Raw genomic sequence first — 18,311 nt, 5'->3', positions numbered from 1 at the left:
AAGCAGCAGAGGTGGCGCCTTCGTGCTCGTCCTGTAAGGAAGAGCTGAGGGCCGACGTTTTCTTTTGTCCATTCTGCGGCGTGATGGCGTTTCGCAGGCCCGGCCCGGCCATTCCGGCGCCACGCGTGGTGACCGACCGTGTTCCGCCAGCGCGGCCGCCGAAGGCTCCGCCAATTCCCGAGCCGGCGATCCGCACGCCGCCGCGTGCTGCCCCGGCGGTCCTGCCGCAGTCATCCGCCAGCCCGTCTCTTCCCGTTGTTGCCCCGGTGCCGCCGGCCGCTGCCGAGCTTCGGGGGCCGCCCAGACGTCGCGGCGTCCGCAGGCTGGCCATGGCCGCGATGATCGTGCTGGTGCCGGGGGCCGGGCTGCTCGCTGTGAGGAGCATCGGCTCCCATCCCGCGGCCAGCACGCCACCCGTCGCGGCGCCCGCGCCGCAGGCAAAGCTGACACCTCTGCCGACGCCCCGTCCAGGCACCCTCGCTGCGGCCACTCCCGAACAGCGCACCCGCATCGACGTGCCCAACAACTGGACCGAAGTCCCTCTCCCACCGGACGCGGCACGCCCCACTGTGTCGTTGGTGGCATCGGAGCCCATTCGCGTGCGCAGCAAAGGTCAGCTCTATCTGGTAGCCGGCAACACGCCCGTCGCCGTCGATCTGAAAGATGTCTCGTCCATCGATGTACGTGCTGTGTCGACCCCGGCCTCGTTGACGGTCGTTCGCTCCGCCAACGGTGGGAGCCGTTGAATGGTGTCCGAAGAAACGCATTGGCCGTTGCCGTCCCCGGTCCCCGGTCCGGAACTGGATTGGGTGTTCCACGATCAGCGGGTGGTCGGCTTGCGGTGGAACGGCGAAGTGCTGACACCCGAGGATCCGCGTTTCATGCTGGGTGCGTTTCCCGTTTCTGAAACCGGGGCGCCGTTTCCAGTTCAGTTCCGTTATGATCCGGCCACCGGAGGAGAGCTGAAATCGCCGCCGTCCTCGGGCCAGCTCGCAAGCTATCCCGGTTATGAGCGTGATGGCTTTCCGGCCATTCTCAGCGGCGTCAGCTTCCGGTCCTCTCCCGAGAAACTCCGCGTCACGATGCCGGCGGGCGCCATTTGCGTGTTCTGTGCAGGCGCGCCGTCGCGGCTCTTCTGTCTGACCAGCCACGGCAACCTCTCCTTCCGCCTGAACGAGACGTCGTGGGTGGAGCTCTCCCGCCGGCTGGCGCCGCCCACGCTGCCATCGCACGCCTTTGGCGTCTGTGCCTTCGCGCAGGGCTTCGCCATGGCTCTCGGCAACAGCGCCGTGATCGGTCGGCTGGTCCCGGGGCTTCCGGAGCCTCTCATCACGCCTCACGACTTCGGGGACTGCGTGCCCTGCGGCACTCCCGCGCTGATCGAGGATGACATTATCGTCTTCCCGGTCGCCAGGGGCACGTCCGTCAAACTCGCGCGGTATCAGATCGCGACTGGCAAATGGCTCGACGATATGATCGTCGAGGGACAGCGCGCGCCGGGTGGCGGGGCGTTCGACGTGCCCGTGCAGAACCTCTCCCGCATCCCCGACACGTTCTGGTGCGGCGAGACGGATTATCTGGTGCTGACCTCCGCCTTCGACCGGCGTGAGGCGCACATCAGGTCTCTTTCGGCAGGTATGAGGGCCGTGCGCGGCGCTCCGCGGCTCAGGGACGAGCGGGAGACCATCTACGTACTGGCGAGCAGTGACGCGCATTACGCCTTCGTCAATCTGGCGGGCCGGCCGGTTCCGATCCCTCTCGACGGCCCGCATCTGAGCGCGGGAGAAGGTCGGTATATCGGGCGCTATTACTACCCGTCGCTGTGGAGCGATGAGATTACCGCGTTCCAGATCGAGGCCGGCGCCGAGCGGGCACTGGTTCCCCTCGCCTATGGTCGGAACGAGCGCGGACGAACCGAAAGCGCGCTGCTGGTCCTCGCCGACGGCGTGTCCGAAGTCGACGCGCTCTTCTCTCCGCGTGACGGCAAGATTTTCTCCGGAAGTCTTTATTGGCACGCCGGCGCCCAGCTTCATCAACTGAACATCACGCTGCGATTCAGGTCCAGATACGACATCATACTTTATCGAGACGCCGGAGGTTTGGTTGTCGGCACCGCGCTGACTGGAGATTTCTATCGATTCCGGCTGCCGTCAGCCGGGACTGATCAGTGATCGCATAGGTTCGGCGGCCATGATCCATTGTTTGCAGAGAATTGTTCTGGGCGTTGTGCTGCTGATGGCGGCCGGCCCGGCGGATGCCGCCTCGGTACGGCAGGTTTATCTGGTCCAGAATTCCGGCTGGATGGAGCCGTACTATCTCGATCCGGCGTCACAGTTCATCGCCCTCGCCGAGAGGCTCATCGAGGCCACCCAACTCGAAGGGGTGGATATCACGGTGGCGACCTTCAACCAGGATGGGCAGGTTCCGGGGCAGACGTCGCCCGACATATTGTACGCGGGATCCTACAATCCGCAGGCGGTCGCCCTGCAACTGGCGACCATCACCCTGCCCCGCCGTCCAAACGGCCGCTATGCCGACGCCGATTTCCTCGGCGCGCTGCAAGCCACGCTCGGCACTCTGTTGCAGCAGCAGGACGGCATCATATGGATGCTGAGCAACAACAAGAATTCGCCGAACAACAGTCAGGATGTCGAAAACAATACGCGGGGATTTTATGATCTGTTGCGCGGGTCTGAATTCATCACGCGGATCATCGCCTTCCCGCTGCGCATGCCGGTTGTGGGGCCTAATTTTTCCGAAAAGGGCTTCATCGTTTATGGCATCGCCTACGGCGCCGATGGTGCACGGGCCCTTGATGTGATTACGGGTCCCCAGGCCCCCTTGCGCGCCCTGTTCTCCGATCCCCCCATCTTCCTGAAACCGCAGGAACCGCAGACGCTCGAATTGCGCATGCATCCTCAGGGGGTCGGCGACGATGGCCAGATCGCCATCGAGAACGGGGTCGTCATTGTCAGCGGGCTGGACGCGGACCAGGACTCCACGGTCAGCTTCGTGGGCGAGATCGCCAATGTCGCCTATCCCAAGAAGATACTGACTGGCCACGTCAGCGCCTCGTGGGAGGGGCCGCAACAGGCGGGCTCCGTCCAGATCGACCCGGCCCGCGTCCAGAATATCGGCACCGGGCGGGTGTCGCCGCCCCTGCAGTTCACGCTGACCGTGCCGCGCATTCCGCGCCCTGCGGGGATGGCCGGCCTGCTGACGACGGACACCGTGGTGGACGGCCAGCTCAGCATCACCCTGAACGATCTCAATTTCGATCTCGACGATACGTTCATTGAAAAAGCCGCCGCGGTGTTCGGTGGCGGCATGATCGGCGAGGGCCAGCGCGCATTCGTCGAGAAGCAGCTGCCGGCCATCTTTTTCGATTTTCGCACCGTTCGCGAGCGCGTCACGACGATCCCGATCCGGGTGATCCTCAGCTACCCCGTCTGGCCGCTTTATGCGGGGGCCGGCATGGCGGTCGCGATGCTGCTGCTCCTGGCGGGATTGCTCACACAGGCGCTTCGAGCGAGGGCCTACAGCGTCGCACTGGGCGGTGGGGGCGCGCAGCGGGTGATGCTGCGGCCCGGCCAGCAGGTGTCGCTGCAGGGCATCGATGGAAAATCCTATCTGCTGCGCGGCCGCCTGTTCGGCCCTCCGCGCTCCCGCGTGTCCTGATTTCCCTCCGCCCATTGGAATGTTCTGAAATGACGGATGCCCCGCTGCAGCTTGCCCAGTCCGACTTCAAGATTCCGGCCCCGCGCCAAAATCAGACGGCCCAGCCGGGCAGCGCCGGTGCCCCTCAGCCGGCGCAGAATCCGCCTCCGGCGGTACCGTTGGCGAAATCCCAGTCGTCCACCCTCTCGTTCGACGTCCAGCTCGGCAAGCCCGTCTCGACGACCGAGATTACCGTCGGCGTCCTGCTCTTCATCGTTCTGCTGGTTCCCTATTTCTTCGCCAAAATGTCCATGACGCGCGGACTTCAGTCCCGCTACGCCGCACCGGGCGTCGCGTCGGAAGCGGGGTGGCTTCTGTTCAGCTGGCTGGCGTTCACCACGCTGTTCCTGATCGCCGGATTCATCGCCGGCCTCTGGACCCAGCTGCTCCTGCTCGTCCCGGCCACGCTCATTTCCCTAGTCCTTTTGCTCCTCTTCGTGAGGAAGCGAAGCGCAGCCCTGAACACACGGCGCTAGGCCGCGAGGACGAAGATGAACGACACAACGAATGCCGACACGCCGAACCGCGGTTCGGAGCTGCTCCTTGATGTCATGCCCACGGTGTTCGTCGCGCTGGGCGGGACTGGAATGGAAATTCTCCTGCGCCTGCGCCGGCGCATCCTTCAGCACAACTGGGCCGGCCGCAGCCTGATGTCGCTCGACGAGTTCCCGCCGGCGCGGTTCGTCTATTTCGACACGGACACCGCAGAAGCGCGGGAAAGCGGGCGGGCGGGGGCGACCGACGTTCTCGGGTCGCGCGTGGCTTTCGCGCGCGGCGGAGAGACGATCCAGAAGAAGGTGGATACGGCCCACTATATTGCCGAGCTGCAAAACTATCCGAATATCCAGGAATGGCTGCCAAAGGGCGAACTCGACAAGATCGACACCGAGAAGGGCGCCGGTCAGATCCGATCGATTTCGCGCCTGCTGTTCTTTGACGAATACTCGAATTTCATGAACCTCGTCCGCACCCAGGCGGACCGCGTCACCCAGAATGTGACCAACGAGGCCGCCCTGCGCAGCCTCGGCCTCAAGACCGGCACCAATCTTCGCGTGGTGGTGGTCGGCTCCAGCGCGGGAGGCACCGGCTCCGGGGCGTTCATCGATGTCGGCTATGCGCTGCGCTCGATGCGGGCGCCCCGGATCGACCAGCTCGACCTGTTTCTCATGCTGCCGGGCGGCTACCGCGATGCGAACAAGGAGCGGGTGTTTGCCAACACCTATGCCGCGCTGTCGGAACTTGAATTCGCCATGCGCGGCACCCGCAAGCCGCCTTACGTGACGCGCTGGAGCGATTTCGACAAGCCCGAGCCCGACGTGGCGTCGCCCTATAAGGACGTCTACCTCTTCGACCGCCAGAACATCGCCGGCCAGCAGACCGGCAACAAGGAAGACATTTTCGACATGGTCGCCGATATCCTTTTCGAGGATTTCGGCTCCAGCGATTTCGCCCGTCGCAAGCGATCCGTGGCGGTCAACCAGCAGCGGCACAAGCTCGGAAGCTATGTGCCGAACCTGCCGGAGTGGCTTCGGGGTGGGCTTTTCTATTCCCGCGCCTATTCCGCGATCGGCCAGACCACGCTGATCTCGAAGGCGAGCATCCAGGTCGAGGAGCATCTGTCGCGCAATAACGGCGCCATGGTCCGCGCCTTTTTCGGGATGGCGCTGCACGGCCAGGCCCGGCTCGCGACGACGGAGGAGCGCGACACGTTCCTTCAGGAGCGCCTGCGCCTGCGTGGTCAGGCGTTCCACGATGATTACGATGTCCGCGCGCGCTTCGAGCATGCGCCCATCACCGATTACGCCCTGGTCGATCATCTCCTGCTGCGGGCGGACAAGAGCCTGGTAACGGTCACGCTCGCCTCGGAGATCGAGCAGGACGTCGCCGGCATCCTCGCCCGGATACCCGATCACAAGGCCTGGGAATCCGAGATCCGGAAACTCGTCGACCTGCGCCAGAGGGATGTCGAGGGCCGGGTCGGCGAGGGCACGTCCTACGGACCGAAGGGCGCGGAAATTGCCGCCCAGAGGATGCGGCTGGAAGCGGCGCTTCTGAACAGGGGCAATGATGACGGCAGCCTGCGTGCGGAACTCTACAACATACTGGACGACCAGGAGCGCGGAGGGCTGGAATACACCATCGATCTGGTGGCGAAGATCCAGGCCCGTCTCGATGAATCGGGCACCGGGATCGTCACGCGCCTGCTTGAGGCGGAAGAAGCTTACGCGAAGCGCGCCAATCGCCTGCATGCGGAGCAATTGCAGGCGTCTATCGACCGGGTGAAGCAGGCGGCCGACAGCAGCTTCCTCACCGGCGGAGGCCGAAAGGCCGCCGAGAAATATCTCAATCAGGTGCGCGATGATCTGATCGCGACGCTACAGGCACGGCTGCGCAGTATCGCCTGCCGCGAAGCCATCGCGCTCCTGCATCGTGTTTCCCAATTCCTCGGCTCGCCACAAGGCGTCGATGACAAGACGGGCGAGACGCTCTGGTCCGGCCTCATCGGCGAGTTCCAGACCGGGCGCCGCCGGGTACGCCAGCTGATTGCCATGATCGACGGCGACACCGCGCGCCTGCAGGACGCGCTCAGCCGCGGCGATGGCGGCACTTTCTTTGTCATCAAGGACAAGGGCGTGGAGCTTCCCGTCGAAAACACCGCGCGGCAGCTCGAATGGGCGCGGGAAGCGTTCGAGAGCATCGGGGGCTCGCGGGAGATATTCGCCAGGCTGGAAAACGAGGATGGCCGTCTGGATATCCTCGGCCTGCTGCGCTCGGTCACCAACAAGCAGCTTGGGGACTATCGCCAGCGCATTCCCTCCGTCGTGGATGCGCTCCGCCAGTTGCCCATTCACGAGCAGCAGCGCCTCATGGAACTCCTCATCGCCCGTGCCATGCCGTGGATCTACACGGACTTCAGCCGCAGCTTCCGTCCCGAGAATGAGCACTACAAGATGTTCATCGCGGTGGACGACACGAAGGCCTTCCGCGCCGAGTTCGACGAGATGGCGCGGTCACGGCTGCCGGGCCAGTCGGGCCTGACATCGCTCGCCTACGAGGAATCCGGCGTTCCCGGCCGCATCGTCTGTTATTGCGAGCTCTCCGGTCTTCCGCTGGATGCCATCGCGTCCATTCGCTCGGAGTGGCGCCCCTCCTATCTGCGCGAACAGAGCCGGCCTGACGCCCTGCCGCTGCACAACCACAAGGATGATCTGCGCTTTCCTGATCCGATCGTTCCGACCTCCGCCGAGCTGGAAGACCTGAGGGAGCGGATCGCGCTGTTCCTGGAAGGCGTGATGCTCGGCGCGCTGCGCTTCAATTCCACCCGGCGCATCTATGAGATCGAGGTCGCGCGGAGCCATTGGGACCCGGTCGGCGACGAGAAATATCTGCGTCGCCGCGGGTTTCAGGCGGGACAGAAGACCCGGCTGGCGGAGCATATCCGGCGCGCCAAGGAGCGCTTCGGCTATGTCCAGTTCCTGGCCATGTCGGCCTTGGCGGGCTGGTTCGCCAAGCGTGTCTACACCGAACGCCCCTTTGAGGAGAGCGAGCGGGGTGCGCTGATCCGGCGTGGCGGAATCGGCCATCACACCTGCCTGCAGATGGAAAAGGATTTCCGGCTTCAGGCAGAGCGCATCGGTGGCAGCCTGCCCGGCGGGCGGAGCGCGGAGGATGTCGTCAACCTCCTGCATGACGAGGTCGCTCAGTGGACCACCAATATTTCGGGAACGCTGGACGACGTCGAGGACACCGAGGTTGGCCGCGATCCACGGGATCCGCCGGGACGGCAGGCCACGGAAAAGCGCACCATCAATTGGGCGGTCTTTGACGAAGCCCGACTTCTGCAGTTCGTCGGGGGCAACGCAGCTCCGCAGAATGTGGGCACGACACCATCCTCCTTCCCGGCCTCCGCTGCGTCGCCCCCCTCTCCTCCTCCCGCTCCGCCGGCAGCGCGCTATTGGCTGTTCAATGCCGCGAGCCAGGTTGTCGGCCCCTTCGAGCTGTCGGCCTTCCAGATGCTGGGCCAGTTGGGCCAGCTCAACGCCGAGATGAAAGTCTGCCCCGATGGCTCACAGCAATGGGTGAGCATTCGCGATGTACCCGCGCTGTCCCTGTTGCTTCAGGCGGCGCCCGCCGCACCTCCAGCCCCGCCCCCCGTCGCCTGAATCACACTTTTCTTCAATAGGAGATGCATCTTGATCACGCTTAAGCTTGCTCGAAATTCCGTTCTTCTCCTTGGAGTCGCGGCGTTTCTCGGTGCCTGCCAGACGAATTCGGTCGGCCGAAAAACCGCGGCGGGCGCTGGAATTGGCGCCGCCATCGGCGGTCTGGGCTGCGCGGCGCTCGGCGGCAATGCCGGCACCTGCATTGCCGTCGCCGGCGTCGGAGCGCTCATTGGCGGATCGATCGGCGCGCAGATGGACGCACGCGACCGCGCAGAGCGCGATGCTGCGCTCAGGCAGGCTCGGGCGTCGGCACAGACGGTCCATTGGAAGAACAGCCAGACCGGAAACAGCGGCACCATCACGCCGCTGCGCGCCGTGGTCGAGGACGGCCGCACCTGCCAGCTCGTCAAGGAAACCTATGTCAAGGAAGGACAGGTCGTCACCGAGGAGCATTCAGTCTGTTCCTGAGACGTCTCACGGGCCCGGCTTCCGGCATCCACGCGATCGGCCGCCCTCTGCGCGGCCGATCGGTCGCGATCGTGCTGCTTCTGTCGTGTCCGGCCAGCGCCGCCTCGCCGCTGGAAAGGGTCTATGAGGACGCCCGGCGCCATCCCATTCCCGCAGCGGCGACGGTGGTGGGGTCGGGCTTCTTCATCGGGCCGACCACCGTCCTTACCAGCGCCCATGTTCTGGCCGGCTGCGCGTCCTTCGGCGTCGAGAACAAGCATATGGGTTGGCTGCCGGCACAGCGTGGGCGCATCATTGCGGACCGTGATGCGGCCCTGCTCACCGTGTCCGTTCCCTCGGACGCGGTGCTGTCGATTGCCAGCGATGCGACGGCCGGGGATTTCTCCATTCTCGGCTTTCCGGCCACTGCCCGCGGCGACACAGAGCCGGTACGCGTCAGGGCGGAGCGGGTCGAGATGACCGACGACCTGGTTCTCCTGCTCACGGGAAATGTCCCCGCCGGCTTCTCCGGCGGGCCGGTTATCGACGGGAAGGGGCGCGCCGCGGCGATCCTGACCGGCCGAATGAACAGCGCACGCCAGGAGTTGGCCGCATCGCCGATTTCGGTGTTTCGGGGCGGTCTCGATATTCGGGAGGACCAGCCACCGTCAGCTCCGGCGCAAATGGTCGCTCCGTCGCTGGCGACAGTCAAAGTACGATGCAAATGACACGGCTTTTTACCGCCCTTCTCGCTCTGCTGATGCTGGCGTCATCCGGCCGAGGGCAAGAGGGACTGTCACCGATCGAGCGAAGCAGTATCGACGCGCTCATCGGCCAGGCGATGGCCGACTTCACCTCCGGGCAGCCGCATCGCACATCGATTTCATCCAGCTTGTCCGCGCAGGTAACGCCGGGCCTCATCATGTCGAAGGCAACCGGCAGGCCTTGCACCCGCTGCAAGGACATGTGCCGCGACTACACCTTGGAAATCGTGCGGGACGCCGGTCTTTCGACCAGCACATATGCCGGCGAACGATGCATGACGGTTCCCGCTTCTTTGCCCAATGAAGCCCCGTGGCAGGACCGGCGGCGCCCCACTCTCGTCGGCACGAAATGGCAGGTGGCGCCGGAAACGCTTGCGGAGGCGCGGGGCTATCTGACCGCGCTGATGTATCTCCCCGACGATGCCGGCATCTCGCCCCGGCTTATCCTGCGCGCCCTTGATGAGTTCAGGCAGGATGCGGGCCTGCCGCGGCCCTTGACCGTGGAGATCACTGCGCGCGACTGGGCCGCGCTCCGCGAGGTTGTCGGTCGCTCGACCATGTCCGGCGGATGCTCGGCCTCCGCTCCCAACTCCGCATGCGGTCGGCTGAACTGACGGTTTGGAATCGGCACGCCTCGGATGACCGATGAACCGCCATATCACCCCGGCTTCGACTGCTGGAGCGTCGCGAGGGCTTTCAGCGCGCGGTGCAGGGTCACGCGAACGCCCGTCTCGCTCATGCTCAGACGCGCCGCGGCCTCCCGGGTCGTGCAGCCTTCGATGCTGACGGCCTGAACGACGGCGCGCTGGCGATCCTTCAGCCTGCCGATCAGCCTGCCGATCTGGGCAGCGGGTGTATCGTCGGCCGGCTCATCGGCGGCGAGCACTTCGGCGAAGTCGTCGATGGGAACGGTGTGCCGAGCCGACCGGCGCAGCATATCGATCAGCTTGTTGCGGACGATCACCGAAATCCACGGCGTGATGGGCCGCACGGGGTCCCATGTGCTGCGCTTCAGATGGATAGCCAGCAAGGTTTCCTGAACGATATCCTCGACATCGCTGGCGGGCGCCCCGTATTTGGCGCAATTGCTGCGAGCCATGGCCCGCAGATGCGGCGTCACCGACTGTAGAAAATGGCGATACGCATCGGCATCCCCCGCCAGGGCAGCGCGCATGTCGGCGGCCCACTCACTCTCGCGATCCGCCCGTGTCACATACGCCCTCGTACGCGCTTCGCCAGCCTTTGCCGGGATGTTTTATAATGTCCGATCTATATCTCCGGGAGGGTTGCGGCGATAGCATGACCGCCGCCCCTGTCCGGTCATTGCGTAAAGCGAATGCTTTGGGATCGGGCATTTCGGCAAGGCGGCGGTTCGCCCACCTGCCGGCGCACAAGCTGACACACGACATCGAAGCGCGCCGGCGCCCCGGCGATGCCAACCCGTCGCCGGTCTCGCCGCCTCCGTGGCCGTGCCGGATCCGGGCGGCTCGCAAAATTAGAGCCGGGCTGTAACGAAGCCGCCCTGGCCTGCGTAGAGGACACATGACGCATCCGGCCCCTGTCGGAGCGCGTCATTTTTGGCCCTCGCCGCTCCACCGATCGCAGGTTCCATGGACGACCGTCCCTCCCGCCGATTTATGCCCCGCACTGTGGCCACCCGCGCGCTCGGCGTCGGGCGTCCGCCGTCGACCGCGCTCACGCCGTCGATCGACATGAGCACCACCTATGCGCGGGACCCCGATAATGGTTACCGCTCCGGCCACGTCTATGGCCGCAAGGACAATGCGACGGTCCAGCAGGCCGAGCGGCAGATCGCCGAGCTCGAACAGGCGCGGGATGCCCTGCTGTTCGGCTCGGGCATGGCGGCGGCCGTGGCGGTCTTCACGGCGCTGCCGCCCACCCACATCGTGGCGCCGCGCGACATGTATTGGGGATTGCGCGTCTGGCTGCACGCCGCCCATCGATATGGTCACGAGGTCAGCTTCATCGATATCTCGAGGCTCGACGAGGTTCGAGCCAGCCTTCGTCCCGGCGGGACCGGGCTGGTCTGGATCGAAACGCCGAGCAATCCGCTCTGGACCGTGACCGACATCGCCGCCGTGTCCGATCTGGCCCACCGGGCCGGTGCGATGGTGTGCGCCGATTCCACCGTCGCGACGCCGGTGCTGACCAATCCGCTGCTGTTCGGGGCCGACATCGTGATGCATTCGGCGACCAAATATCTCAACGGCCATTCGGACGTGGTCGCGGGCGCCTTGGCCAGCGCCGATCGTTCGGAGCTCTGGCTGCGCATCAAGGACATGCGCGACCAGCAGGGCGCCGTGCTCGGCTCGTTCGATGCCTGGCTGCTGACGCGCGGCCTGCGCACTCTTGACCTGCGCGTGAAGGAACAGAGCCGCAGCGCCGCCGTGATCGCGGAGCGGCTGCGCGGGCATCCGGCGATCAGCGATGTGCTGTATCCCGGCCTGCCGGACCATCCCGGCCACGCGATCGCCAAACGCCAGATGCCGCATGGCTTTGGCGGCATGCTGTCCCTGCGTCTGCGCGGCGGGGCCGCTGCGGCCATCACCGCCGCCGCGCAGGTTCAGCTGTGGCGACGGGCCACGTCTTTCGGCGGCATTGAAAGCCTCATCGAGCATCGCGCGTCGATCGAAGGAGAAGGCTCTCCCTGCCCGGACGATCTGTTGCGGCTTTCCGTCGGCCTTGAAGACCCCAACGACCTGTATCGCGACCTTGCCGACTCGCTCGACCTTCTGACTCGCATGTGAGGACACGCATCATGTCGACTGTCGCCGTGGCCATCATCTGCAAGACGCCGGCGCCGGGCAAATCCAAGACCCGGCTGTCGCCGCCCTTGCGCCCCGAGGAATGCGCGGAAATCTCCGCCTGCTTCATCGCCGACCTGTCCGCCACCATCGCGGAACTTGCCACTGAGGGCGATGCGCAGGGTTATGCCGTCTACACGCCCGCAGGATCGGAAGGCGTGCTGACCCGGCTGCTCCCGCCCGGTTTCGGGCTGGTGCTGCAGGGTGACGGCGATCTCGGCCAGCGGCTCGACAAGGGCATCGCCGACCTGCTTGCGCTCGGTCATTCGGGAGCCATCCTCATCAATTCCGACAGCCCGACTTTGCCGAAGGCGCTGCTGCGCCAGGCGATCGAGCTGTTGAAGGACGGCGACCGGGCGGTGCTCAGCCCGGCGCTGGATGGTGGCTATACCTTCATCGGGCTCTCCCGGCCGCATCCGCATCTGTTCGCGGACATTCCGTGGAGCACGCCGGAGGTGCACCGCCTGACGCTGGAACGAGCCCGAGACATCGAGCTGCCCGTCGTTGAACTCGCGCCCTGGTACGATGTCGACGACGCCGCATCCTACGCGCTGCTGGAGCGGGATCTTGACGGGTTGTCGCTGAGCTTCGCGCCGGCCGACCTGCCGCGCGAGCCAGCGGTGCACACGGCCGCCTTCGTCCGGCGGCGCCGCGCTAGATTGGCGGCGATGCCGTCCGTGCACGTAGGTGCGGCATGACGGGACCGAACCCTCTCCGCGGCGTCACCGTCGTCATTCCCTGCCTCGACGAGGAAGAAGCCATCGCGGCCGTGGTGCGCGAGGTGCTTGCCGAGGGCGTGGCCGAGGTGATCGTCGTCGACAACGGCTCGCGTGACCGGACGGCCGAGCGCGCAGCGGCTGCGGGAGCCCGCGTCGTGGTGGAACCGGTGCGGGGCTATGGCCGCGCCTGCGCCGCCGGCCTCGCAGCGGTCGGTGCCGACAGCGACATTGTCTGCTTCCTGGATGGCGATGGCAGCGATGTGCCGGCGTTCCTTCCCTCAGTCGTCGCGCCGGTGGCGGACGGCGCCGCGGATTTCGTCATGGGCTCGCGGCTGCGCGGACAGCGCGAACGCGGTTCCATGACACCCCAGCAACTCGTTGCGGGCCGGATTGCAGGCATGCTGCTGCGCCTGACCTATGGCGTGCGCTTCACCGACATGTCGCCACTGCGCGCGATGCGGATCGACCGCCTCCGCGCGCTCGGCATGAGCGAGCAGACCTATGGCTGGAATCTGGAAATGCAGATGCGCGCGGCGGGTGCCGGCCTGCGCTGCCTGGAGGTGCCGGTCGACCATCGCTGCCGGCGCGGCGGGCAGTCGAAAGTCTCCGGCAATCTCGTCGCCGGGCTGAGCGCGGCCTGGAAGATCTCAACCACCTTCCTGCGCCTGGCGCGACGCCAGCGCGCGGGACGCCGATGCGAGCCGGCAGCGGTTCCCGTGGCGCGTCGCTGATCGATCAGGAGAAAGTCATGCGCATCCTCCTCACGGGCGCAGCCGGCTTCATAGGCCGGCATGTTCTCGCCCAGTTGCTTGATCGTGGCCACGAGGTGCGGGCGCTGGATTCCCTGCGGCCGGACGTGCATCGTTCCGGCGCCCCCTGGACCACGCCCCGCGGTGTCGATGCGCGGGTCGGGGACATGCGCGACGCTGCCGTCGTCGCGCAGGCGGTGGCTGGCGTCGATGCCGTCATCCATCTCGCCGCCAAGGTCGGTCTCGGCGTCGATATCGGCGATATGCCGGACTATGCGTCCTCGAATGATGTCGGCACCGCCGAGCTGCTCTCCGCCATGGCGCGGGCTGGCGTGTCCCGGCTGACGCTGGCGAGTTCGATGGTGGTGTATGGCGAGGGCTTCGGCCGTTGCCCCGAGCACGGCGCCGTGCGTCCCGGTCCCCGATTTGAAAGCGCGCTTGCCGCCGGTGACTTCGAGCCCCCCTGCCCGATCTGCGCCCGCCCGCTGGCCGTCGGGCTGGTGGATGAGGAGACCTCCTTCGACCCCCGAAATGCCTATGCGTCCAGCAAGGCGACGCAGGAATTCTACGCCGCGAACTGGGCGCGCGCGACCGGCGGATCGGCGGCGATGATGCGCTACCACAATGTCTACGGCCCCGGCATGCCGCGCGACACGCCCTATGCCGGTGTCGCCTCCATCTTTACCTCCGCGCTGCGACGCGGCGAGGCGCCGCGGGTGTTCGAGGACGGCGGGCAGCGGCGCGACTTCGTGCATGTGGGAGACGTGGCCTCCGCGACCATACGCGCCTGCGAGCGGCCGGCGCAGGGCGTCCGAGCCTACAATGTCGGCTCAGGCACTCCCCGGACGGTGGGCGACATGGCGAACGCCCTCGCCCGCGCGCTGGAGGGCCCGGCCCCGGTGGTGACCGGCCAATACCGGCTCGGCGATGTCCGCCACATCACCGCCGATTCCTCCCGACTGCGGCGCGAGCTTGGCTGGACACCGGCGGTCGATTTCGCCGATGGCATGGCCGAACTGGCCGATCTTTCGCGGGAATCGGCGCATCCGCACGCGGCGATGGCATGACACGGAGCGCGGTGATTGGCCTGATCCTGGCCAGCGTGACCCTCAACGCGCTCGCGCAGATATTGCTGCGGATCGGCGCGCGGACGGCCATCCACTCGGGCAACGGCTCGGTACTCGCGGGATTCGCGGATATGGCAGTTCGCCCCACCGTTCTGGCGGGACTGGCCTGCTATGGTTTCAGCCTGCTGACATGGCTTTACGTGCTGGGCCGCATCGAGGTCTCCTTCGCCTATCCGTTCCTCGCCTTGGGTTTCGTGCTGGTGGCGCTGGCGGGGTGGCAGTGGCTGGATGAACCGATGTCGCCCGCCCGCGCAACGGGGATCGGCATAATCCTCGTCGGCGTGTTCATATTGGCGCGGAGCTAGCGGGATTTCGTCGCCCAGCCTATCTAGGGTAAGTCAATGATATGCCCTGAACATCACGAAGGCGCGGGCGGGGAGTCCCCGTCGGCGCATCGGGAGTGTGAAACGTGAAAACGGACGATCTCATCGATCTGCTCGCCAAGGACGCGGCACCGCAATGGCCGTTTCGCACGTTGTACATGGCCGCGCTGTGTTGCGGAATTGTCCTCGCCGGGGTGCTGTTCTTCACGACGGTCGGTCTGCGGCCGAACATTGCGCTGGCGGCCGAAACGGTCCGTTTTCCGCTCAAATTCGCGCTCATGCTGCCCTTGGCACTGGGCGCGGCGGGTGTGACGCTGGCGATGGCGCAGCCGGCTGCCGACCGCGGCATCTGGGGTTGGTTCCTCATTGCTGCGTCGGCGCTTGCGATCGGCGCGGTGGCGATCGAGCTTTATGTACTTCCATCCGAACTGTGGATGACCAATCTGGTTGGGCAGAATGCCGCCTTCTGCCTGCGGACCATCCCGATGCTGGCGTTGGGTCCGCTGTTGTGCCTGCTGTACGTGCTTCGCCGGGGCGCGCCGACCCACCCCGGTCGCACCGGGGCATGGGCCGGTTTGGCGGCGGGCGCGATCGGGGCCACCTGGTATGCGGCGCATTGCCCGGATGACAGCCCGCTCTTCGTCGCCGTCTGGTACAGCCTGGGCATCACAGTGATGACGCTCGCCGGCTATGCGGTCGGCCGAAGCCGGTTGCGCTGGTAGCCATCAGGCGGAAGGTTCAGGCAAACCCCTGCCCCGCAGCCGTTTCGCTGTGTACCTGCGCCAAGAACACGTCGAGCGCACTGGCGAGCTTGAGGTCGATGACCTCCAGATATTCCGTCCAGTCCTCGAAGCCTGCGAGCGGGCGACGGCCGTCGCTGATGCCGCGCAGCCCGATGGTCGGCACGCCGAAGCGCCGGGCGGCCCGGAGCACGGCGAAGCTCTCCATGTCCACCATGTCGGCATCGATCGCCTCGTAGCACACCCCGGATACGATCGACGCACCGGTGGCAAGCGAAGCGGCGGGCACGCCCTCAATGCGATAGGAGATCCGAATATGCGCCGGCTCGTCGAGGAAGGGCGTCACCCCCTTCGCAAAGCCAAGGGGCGAGGCGTCCATGTCCCGATAGCTGACGCTGGCCATCTGGTAGATGCCGGCGTGATCGAGCCGCTGCGATCCGGCGGATCCAAGAGTGAACACGAGATCCGGCAACTGCCCGGCATGATCGAGCCTCGCCAGTGCCGTCGCTGTCGCGACCGCCGCTTCGACCGGCCCGACGCCGCAGATCAGCGGACGGATCCGCGCCCGCAGCGCGGGGCCGTACTCATGCGTCGTCGCCATGACGAAGAGCACGCGGGCCTGCGCGATGGAAAGAACGTGCTGGCGGGGATCGTCCATGGCGCTATGGGTTGCCCTGTGGCGTGGTGGAAGGTGCCGGATCGCGCGCGTTGCGGGCCGCGACATAGACCCGCCACGCCTGCGGATCGGTCTCGGCCAGGCGATAGAGCGGGCTGTCCGCGAACGGATCGCGCGCCCAGGCGCCGTCGCGGGCGGTGATCAGGACGACACCGCAGCCATACATCTCGGCCAGTGCGCGCGGATCGTCGGCCGATCCCTCGCCGGCGAAGAGACGCCGGAACCGTTCGGAAATCTCGCCGCGCCGTTGCCGCGAGAGTGGCGCGAAGGCAATCGCCAGTTCATTACCGGCGAAACAGGAGCGGCGATCCGCCAGCAGCGCCCAGGAGATGTTGACCGGCCATGGCGTCATGGCGGCGAACAGCGCGGGATTGTTCGCGACCCGCGCGTCGGCCGGCGCATGCCGCCGCACCGCGGCCCACATGGCGGGCGCGCGCGCGAACCATGCGGCATCGGGCGACACCTCGCCTTGCGCATTGCCGGCGGCGATGATCCCGCCGCTGAGAAGGCTTGCCGCGAAGCCGGCGAGCGCCAGTCCCGGCAGGACCCGGCCGGGCCGTTCCACGAGACGCGCGAGACCCGCCCCGGCCGCCGCCGTCAGAACCATGAGGCCCGGCAGTACGGCGCGCCATCCAAGGTCGTTATTGTCGCCGACCGTGCTCACCAGCAGCCAGCTCACCGCAAGGCTGACCAGCGTCAGCACGCCCAGCGCCCGTGCGTCGAGGGCCGGCAGCGTGCGTTCGGCACGCCGGGAGGCCAGCCGCCACAGCGCCAAGGCGCCCACCGGATAGATCAGCGGGAACTCGACCACCAGCAGCACCAGCCAATAGGCCGGAAGGTCGAGCCAGCTCCCGAAGCCCCCGGCGACGCCGTCCGAGAGCACGCGGTAGGGCGCGATCGCGACCGGGCTGCCGCCGCCGCGCATCATGCCGGCGTGATATTGCTCCACCAGCAGCGGAGCCGCGAGCAGCAGCGCCAACGTCGCTGCGACGAGAACGAATACAAGGAAGCGCGGCAGGCCGCCCTCGGGGACACAGCGCAGCAGCAGAGGCAGCAGCGCCAGCATGGCGAGGGCGAGCACGAGGCCCCCGACCCATATCGAGCTCTGATAGGCCCCCGCGACCACGAGCCCCAGCGCGACCGCCATGGGCCACGCGGGACGCGCGGCCAGCCGCACCGCCAGCAGCGTGGCGATGACCAGCGCGCCGGCGGCCGCGACATGGTGCGGACTCCAGCTCGACTGGAACAGCCAGCCGGCAAAGCCGGTCGCCGGGCGCAGGACGGTGCCGAGCGCCTGTACGCCGGACAGCGCGTCGAGAACCGGCCGCAGCGACCCGCCGCAACTCAGCGCGATGGCGAAACCGGCGGCGAGGCGCGAACCGGCGAACCGCAGTGCCAGCCCCGCCATCAGCATCAGCGTCGAGAAGGCGGTGAACCAGCTTGCCGCCGCGTCGGCCTCCCAGCCGCGGGCGCCGGTAAGGCTGGCGATCTGGGCGGCGCCGAAATGCCAGAGATAGTAATAGGCGACGCCGGCCGGCTCGCCTGGCGGACCGTAGAACGGATCGACCGGCGGGATGCCGTCCCGGACCATCGCGTCGATGAGCGCGATCTTGGAGTGGTCGAAGATCGCCGGGGCCAGTGCGATGCCAGCCTGCGTCGCCTTCGGTACCACCGCCATCGCCGGAACCAGAGCGACGAGGGCGGCGGCGAGGACGATCCAGATCGGCATGGCCGGTGTGTCGTCGGACGCGGTGTAGGCATTCCTGTCGCGCAGCAGCCAGCCGGCCGCCACCAGCACCAGCGCGCCAAGGGTGCCGGCCACCGGGCTACCGGCCCACCGCGCGATTTCCAGCGCCAGGGCATTCAGCACGGTCCAGCCGAGAGCCGGCGCCAGCGGCAGTGCGAGGGAGGGGCCGAAGCCGAGTGTGCGTGCCAGCCCGTAGCCCGCGCCGGTCCACAGGACGAGGCCGGCGGCGGCGGCGAGGAAGGCCGAATCCAGCGCGAACATCACGGTGTCGCGACCCTGCGGGCAGGTCGTTCGCGCCGGATCGAGGTGTCTTT

The 18,311-nt window shown here is 66.8% G+C and carries 17 protein-coding genes; 14 read left to right on the top strand and 3 right to left on the bottom strand.

Annotation, left to right across the window (positions count from 1 at the left end):
• The first annotated feature begins 329 nt into the window (after positions 1-329).
• From MKI84_RS03000 to MKI84_RS02965, 8 genes are all read left to right on the top strand, one after another.
• Positions 330-746, top strand: a complete 417-nt coding sequence (locus MKI84_RS03000) for a hypothetical protein (RefSeq protein WP_241616457.1) — start codon at positions 330-332, stop codon at positions 744-746.
• A complete protein-coding gene (locus MKI84_RS02995) occupies positions 747-2,171 on the top strand; it encodes a hypothetical protein (RefSeq protein ID WP_241616456.1) in 1,425 nt (474 codons plus the stop codon).
• A gap of 19 nt (positions 2,172-2,190) precedes the next feature.
• Complete coding sequence (locus MKI84_RS02990; protein WP_241616455.1) at positions 2,191-3,678, top strand: hypothetical protein; 1,488 nt, start codon at positions 2,191-2,193, stop codon at positions 3,676-3,678.
• A gap of 29 nt (positions 3,679-3,707) precedes the next feature.
• Entirely contained in the window at positions 3,708-4,193 is a 486-nt protein-coding gene (locus MKI84_RS02985; protein WP_241616454.1) for a hypothetical protein, read from the top strand.
• 15 nt (positions 4,194-4,208) lie between these two features.
• Complete coding sequence (locus MKI84_RS02980) at positions 4,209-7,880, top strand: tubulin-like doman-containing protein (RefSeq protein WP_241616453.1); 3,672 nt, start codon at positions 4,209-4,211, stop codon at positions 7,878-7,880.
• 30 nt (positions 7,881-7,910) lie between these two features.
• Complete coding sequence (locus tag MKI84_RS02975) at positions 7,911-8,348, top strand: RT0821/Lpp0805 family surface protein (protein WP_241616452.1); 438 nt, start codon at positions 7,911-7,913, stop codon at positions 8,346-8,348.
• Positions 8,349-8,419: 71 nt separating this feature from the next.
• Positions 8,420-9,055 carry a S1 family peptidase gene (locus tag MKI84_RS02970; protein ID WP_241616451.1) on the top strand — a complete coding sequence of 212 codons (636 nt, stop codon included), beginning with the start codon at positions 8,420-8,422 and terminating at the stop codon, positions 9,053-9,055.
• Positions 9,052-9,705 carry a hypothetical protein gene (locus MKI84_RS02965; RefSeq protein WP_241616450.1) on the top strand — a complete coding sequence of 218 codons (654 nt, stop codon included), beginning with the start codon at positions 9,052-9,054 and terminating at the stop codon, positions 9,703-9,705. Before MKI84_RS02970 ends, MKI84_RS02965 begins: the two co-directional genes overlap by 4 nt.
• Positions 9,706-9,749: 44 nt before the next feature.
• Here MKI84_RS02965 and MKI84_RS02960 read toward each other — a convergent pair whose 3' ends face one another.
• The gene (locus MKI84_RS02960; RefSeq protein ID WP_241616449.1) at positions 9,750-10,304 is read right to left on the bottom strand and encodes a sigma-70 family RNA polymerase sigma factor; all 555 of its coding nucleotides are present in this window, start codon (positions 10,302-10,304) and stop codon (positions 9,750-9,752) included.
• A gap of 424 nt (positions 10,305-10,728) precedes the next feature.
• On the opposite strand from MKI84_RS02960, the gene MKI84_RS02955 reads away from it, so the two are divergent.
• The 6 genes from MKI84_RS02955 (at position 10,729) to MKI84_RS02930 (ending at position 15,556) form a co-directional block, all read left to right on the top strand.
• Entirely contained in the window at positions 10,729-11,859 is a 1,131-nt protein-coding gene (locus MKI84_RS02955) for a trans-sulfuration enzyme family protein (protein ID WP_425353783.1), read from the top strand.
• A gap of 11 nt (positions 11,860-11,870) precedes the next feature.
• On the top strand, positions 11,871-12,614 hold the full coding sequence (locus MKI84_RS02950) for a TIGR04282 family arsenosugar biosynthesis glycosyltransferase (protein ID WP_241616447.1): 744 nt from the start codon (positions 11,871-11,873) through the stop codon (positions 12,612-12,614).
• Positions 12,611-13,366 (top strand): glycosyltransferase family 2 protein, encoded by a 756-nt coding sequence (locus tag MKI84_RS02945; protein WP_241616446.1) that lies wholly within the window; start codon positions 12,611-12,613, stop codon positions 13,364-13,366. The genes MKI84_RS02950 and MKI84_RS02945 overlap by 4 nt, the downstream gene beginning before the upstream one ends.
• Before the next feature lie 17 nt (positions 13,367-13,383).
• Positions 13,384-14,451 (top strand): NAD-dependent epimerase/dehydratase family protein, encoded by a 1,068-nt coding sequence (locus MKI84_RS02940; RefSeq protein WP_241616445.1) that lies wholly within the window; start codon positions 13,384-13,386, stop codon positions 14,449-14,451.
• Entirely contained in the window at positions 14,448-14,816 is a 369-nt protein-coding gene (locus MKI84_RS02935) for a DMT family transporter (RefSeq protein ID WP_241616444.1), read from the top strand. The genes MKI84_RS02940 and MKI84_RS02935 overlap by 4 nt, the downstream gene beginning before the upstream one ends.
• Before the next feature lie 104 nt (positions 14,817-14,920).
• On the top strand, positions 14,921-15,556 hold the full coding sequence (locus MKI84_RS02930; RefSeq protein WP_241616443.1) for an NrsF family protein: 636 nt from the start codon (positions 14,921-14,923) through the stop codon (positions 15,554-15,556).
• Between the two features lie 16 nt (positions 15,557-15,572).
• Here MKI84_RS02930 and MKI84_RS02925 read toward each other — a convergent pair whose 3' ends face one another.
• Positions 15,573-16,232: a 5'-methylthioadenosine/S-adenosylhomocysteine nucleosidase gene (locus MKI84_RS02925; protein ID WP_241616442.1), complete on the bottom strand. Its 660-nt coding sequence runs from the start codon at positions 16,230-16,232 to the stop codon at positions 15,573-15,575.
• A gap of 4 nt (positions 16,233-16,236) precedes the next feature.
• Positions 16,237-18,258 (bottom strand): hypothetical protein, encoded by a 2,022-nt coding sequence (locus MKI84_RS02920; protein ID WP_241616441.1) that lies wholly within the window; start codon positions 18,256-18,258, stop codon positions 16,237-16,239.
• Positions 18,259-18,311 lie beyond the last annotated feature (53 nt).

Origin of the sequence: Ancylobacter gelatini, assembly GCF_022601675.1 — a bacterium.
Lineage (GTDB): Bacteria > Pseudomonadota > Alphaproteobacteria > Rhizobiales > Xanthobacteraceae > Ancylobacter > Ancylobacter gelatini.
This window is presented reverse-complemented; position numbering and strand designations above follow the sequence as displayed.

Coding starts and splice junctions, on each gene's coding strand:
- MKI84_RS03000 (WP_241616457.1), top strand. CDS start 330: ATGGCCGCGATGATCGTGCTGGTGCCGGGGGCCGGGCTGCTCGCTGTG.
- MKI84_RS02995 (WP_241616456.1), top strand. CDS start 747: ATGGTGTCCGAAGAAACGCATTGGCCGTTGCCGTCCCCGGTCCCCGGT.
- MKI84_RS02990 (WP_241616455.1), top strand. CDS start 2,191: ATGATCCATTGTTTGCAGAGAATTGTTCTGGGCGTTGTGCTGCTGATG.
- MKI84_RS02985 (WP_241616454.1), top strand. CDS start 3,708: ATGACGGATGCCCCGCTGCAGCTTGCCCAGTCCGACTTCAAGATTCCG.
- MKI84_RS02980 (WP_241616453.1), top strand. CDS start 4,209: ATGAACGACACAACGAATGCCGACACGCCGAACCGCGGTTCGGAGCTG.
- MKI84_RS02965 (WP_241616450.1), top strand. CDS start 9,052: ATGACACGGCTTTTTACCGCCCTTCTCGCTCTGCTGATGCTGGCGTCA.
- MKI84_RS02955 (WP_425353783.1), top strand. CDS start 10,729: ATGCCCCGCACTGTGGCCACCCGCGCGCTCGGCGTCGGGCGTCCGCCG.
- MKI84_RS02950 (WP_241616447.1), top strand. CDS start 11,871: ATGTCGACTGTCGCCGTGGCCATCATCTGCAAGACGCCGGCGCCGGGC.
- MKI84_RS02945 (WP_241616446.1), top strand. CDS start 12,611: ATGACGGGACCGAACCCTCTCCGCGGCGTCACCGTCGTCATTCCCTGC.
- MKI84_RS02940 (WP_241616445.1), top strand. CDS start 13,384: ATGCGCATCCTCCTCACGGGCGCAGCCGGCTTCATAGGCCGGCATGTT.
- MKI84_RS02935 (WP_241616444.1), top strand. CDS start 14,448: ATGACACGGAGCGCGGTGATTGGCCTGATCCTGGCCAGCGTGACCCTC.
- MKI84_RS02925 (WP_241616442.1), bottom strand. CDS start 16,232: ATGGACGATCCCCGCCAGCACGTTCTTTCCATCGCGCAGGCCCGCGTG.
- MKI84_RS02920 (WP_241616441.1), bottom strand. CDS start 18,258: ATGTTCGCGCTGGATTCGGCCTTCCTCGCCGCCGCCGCCGGCCTCGTC.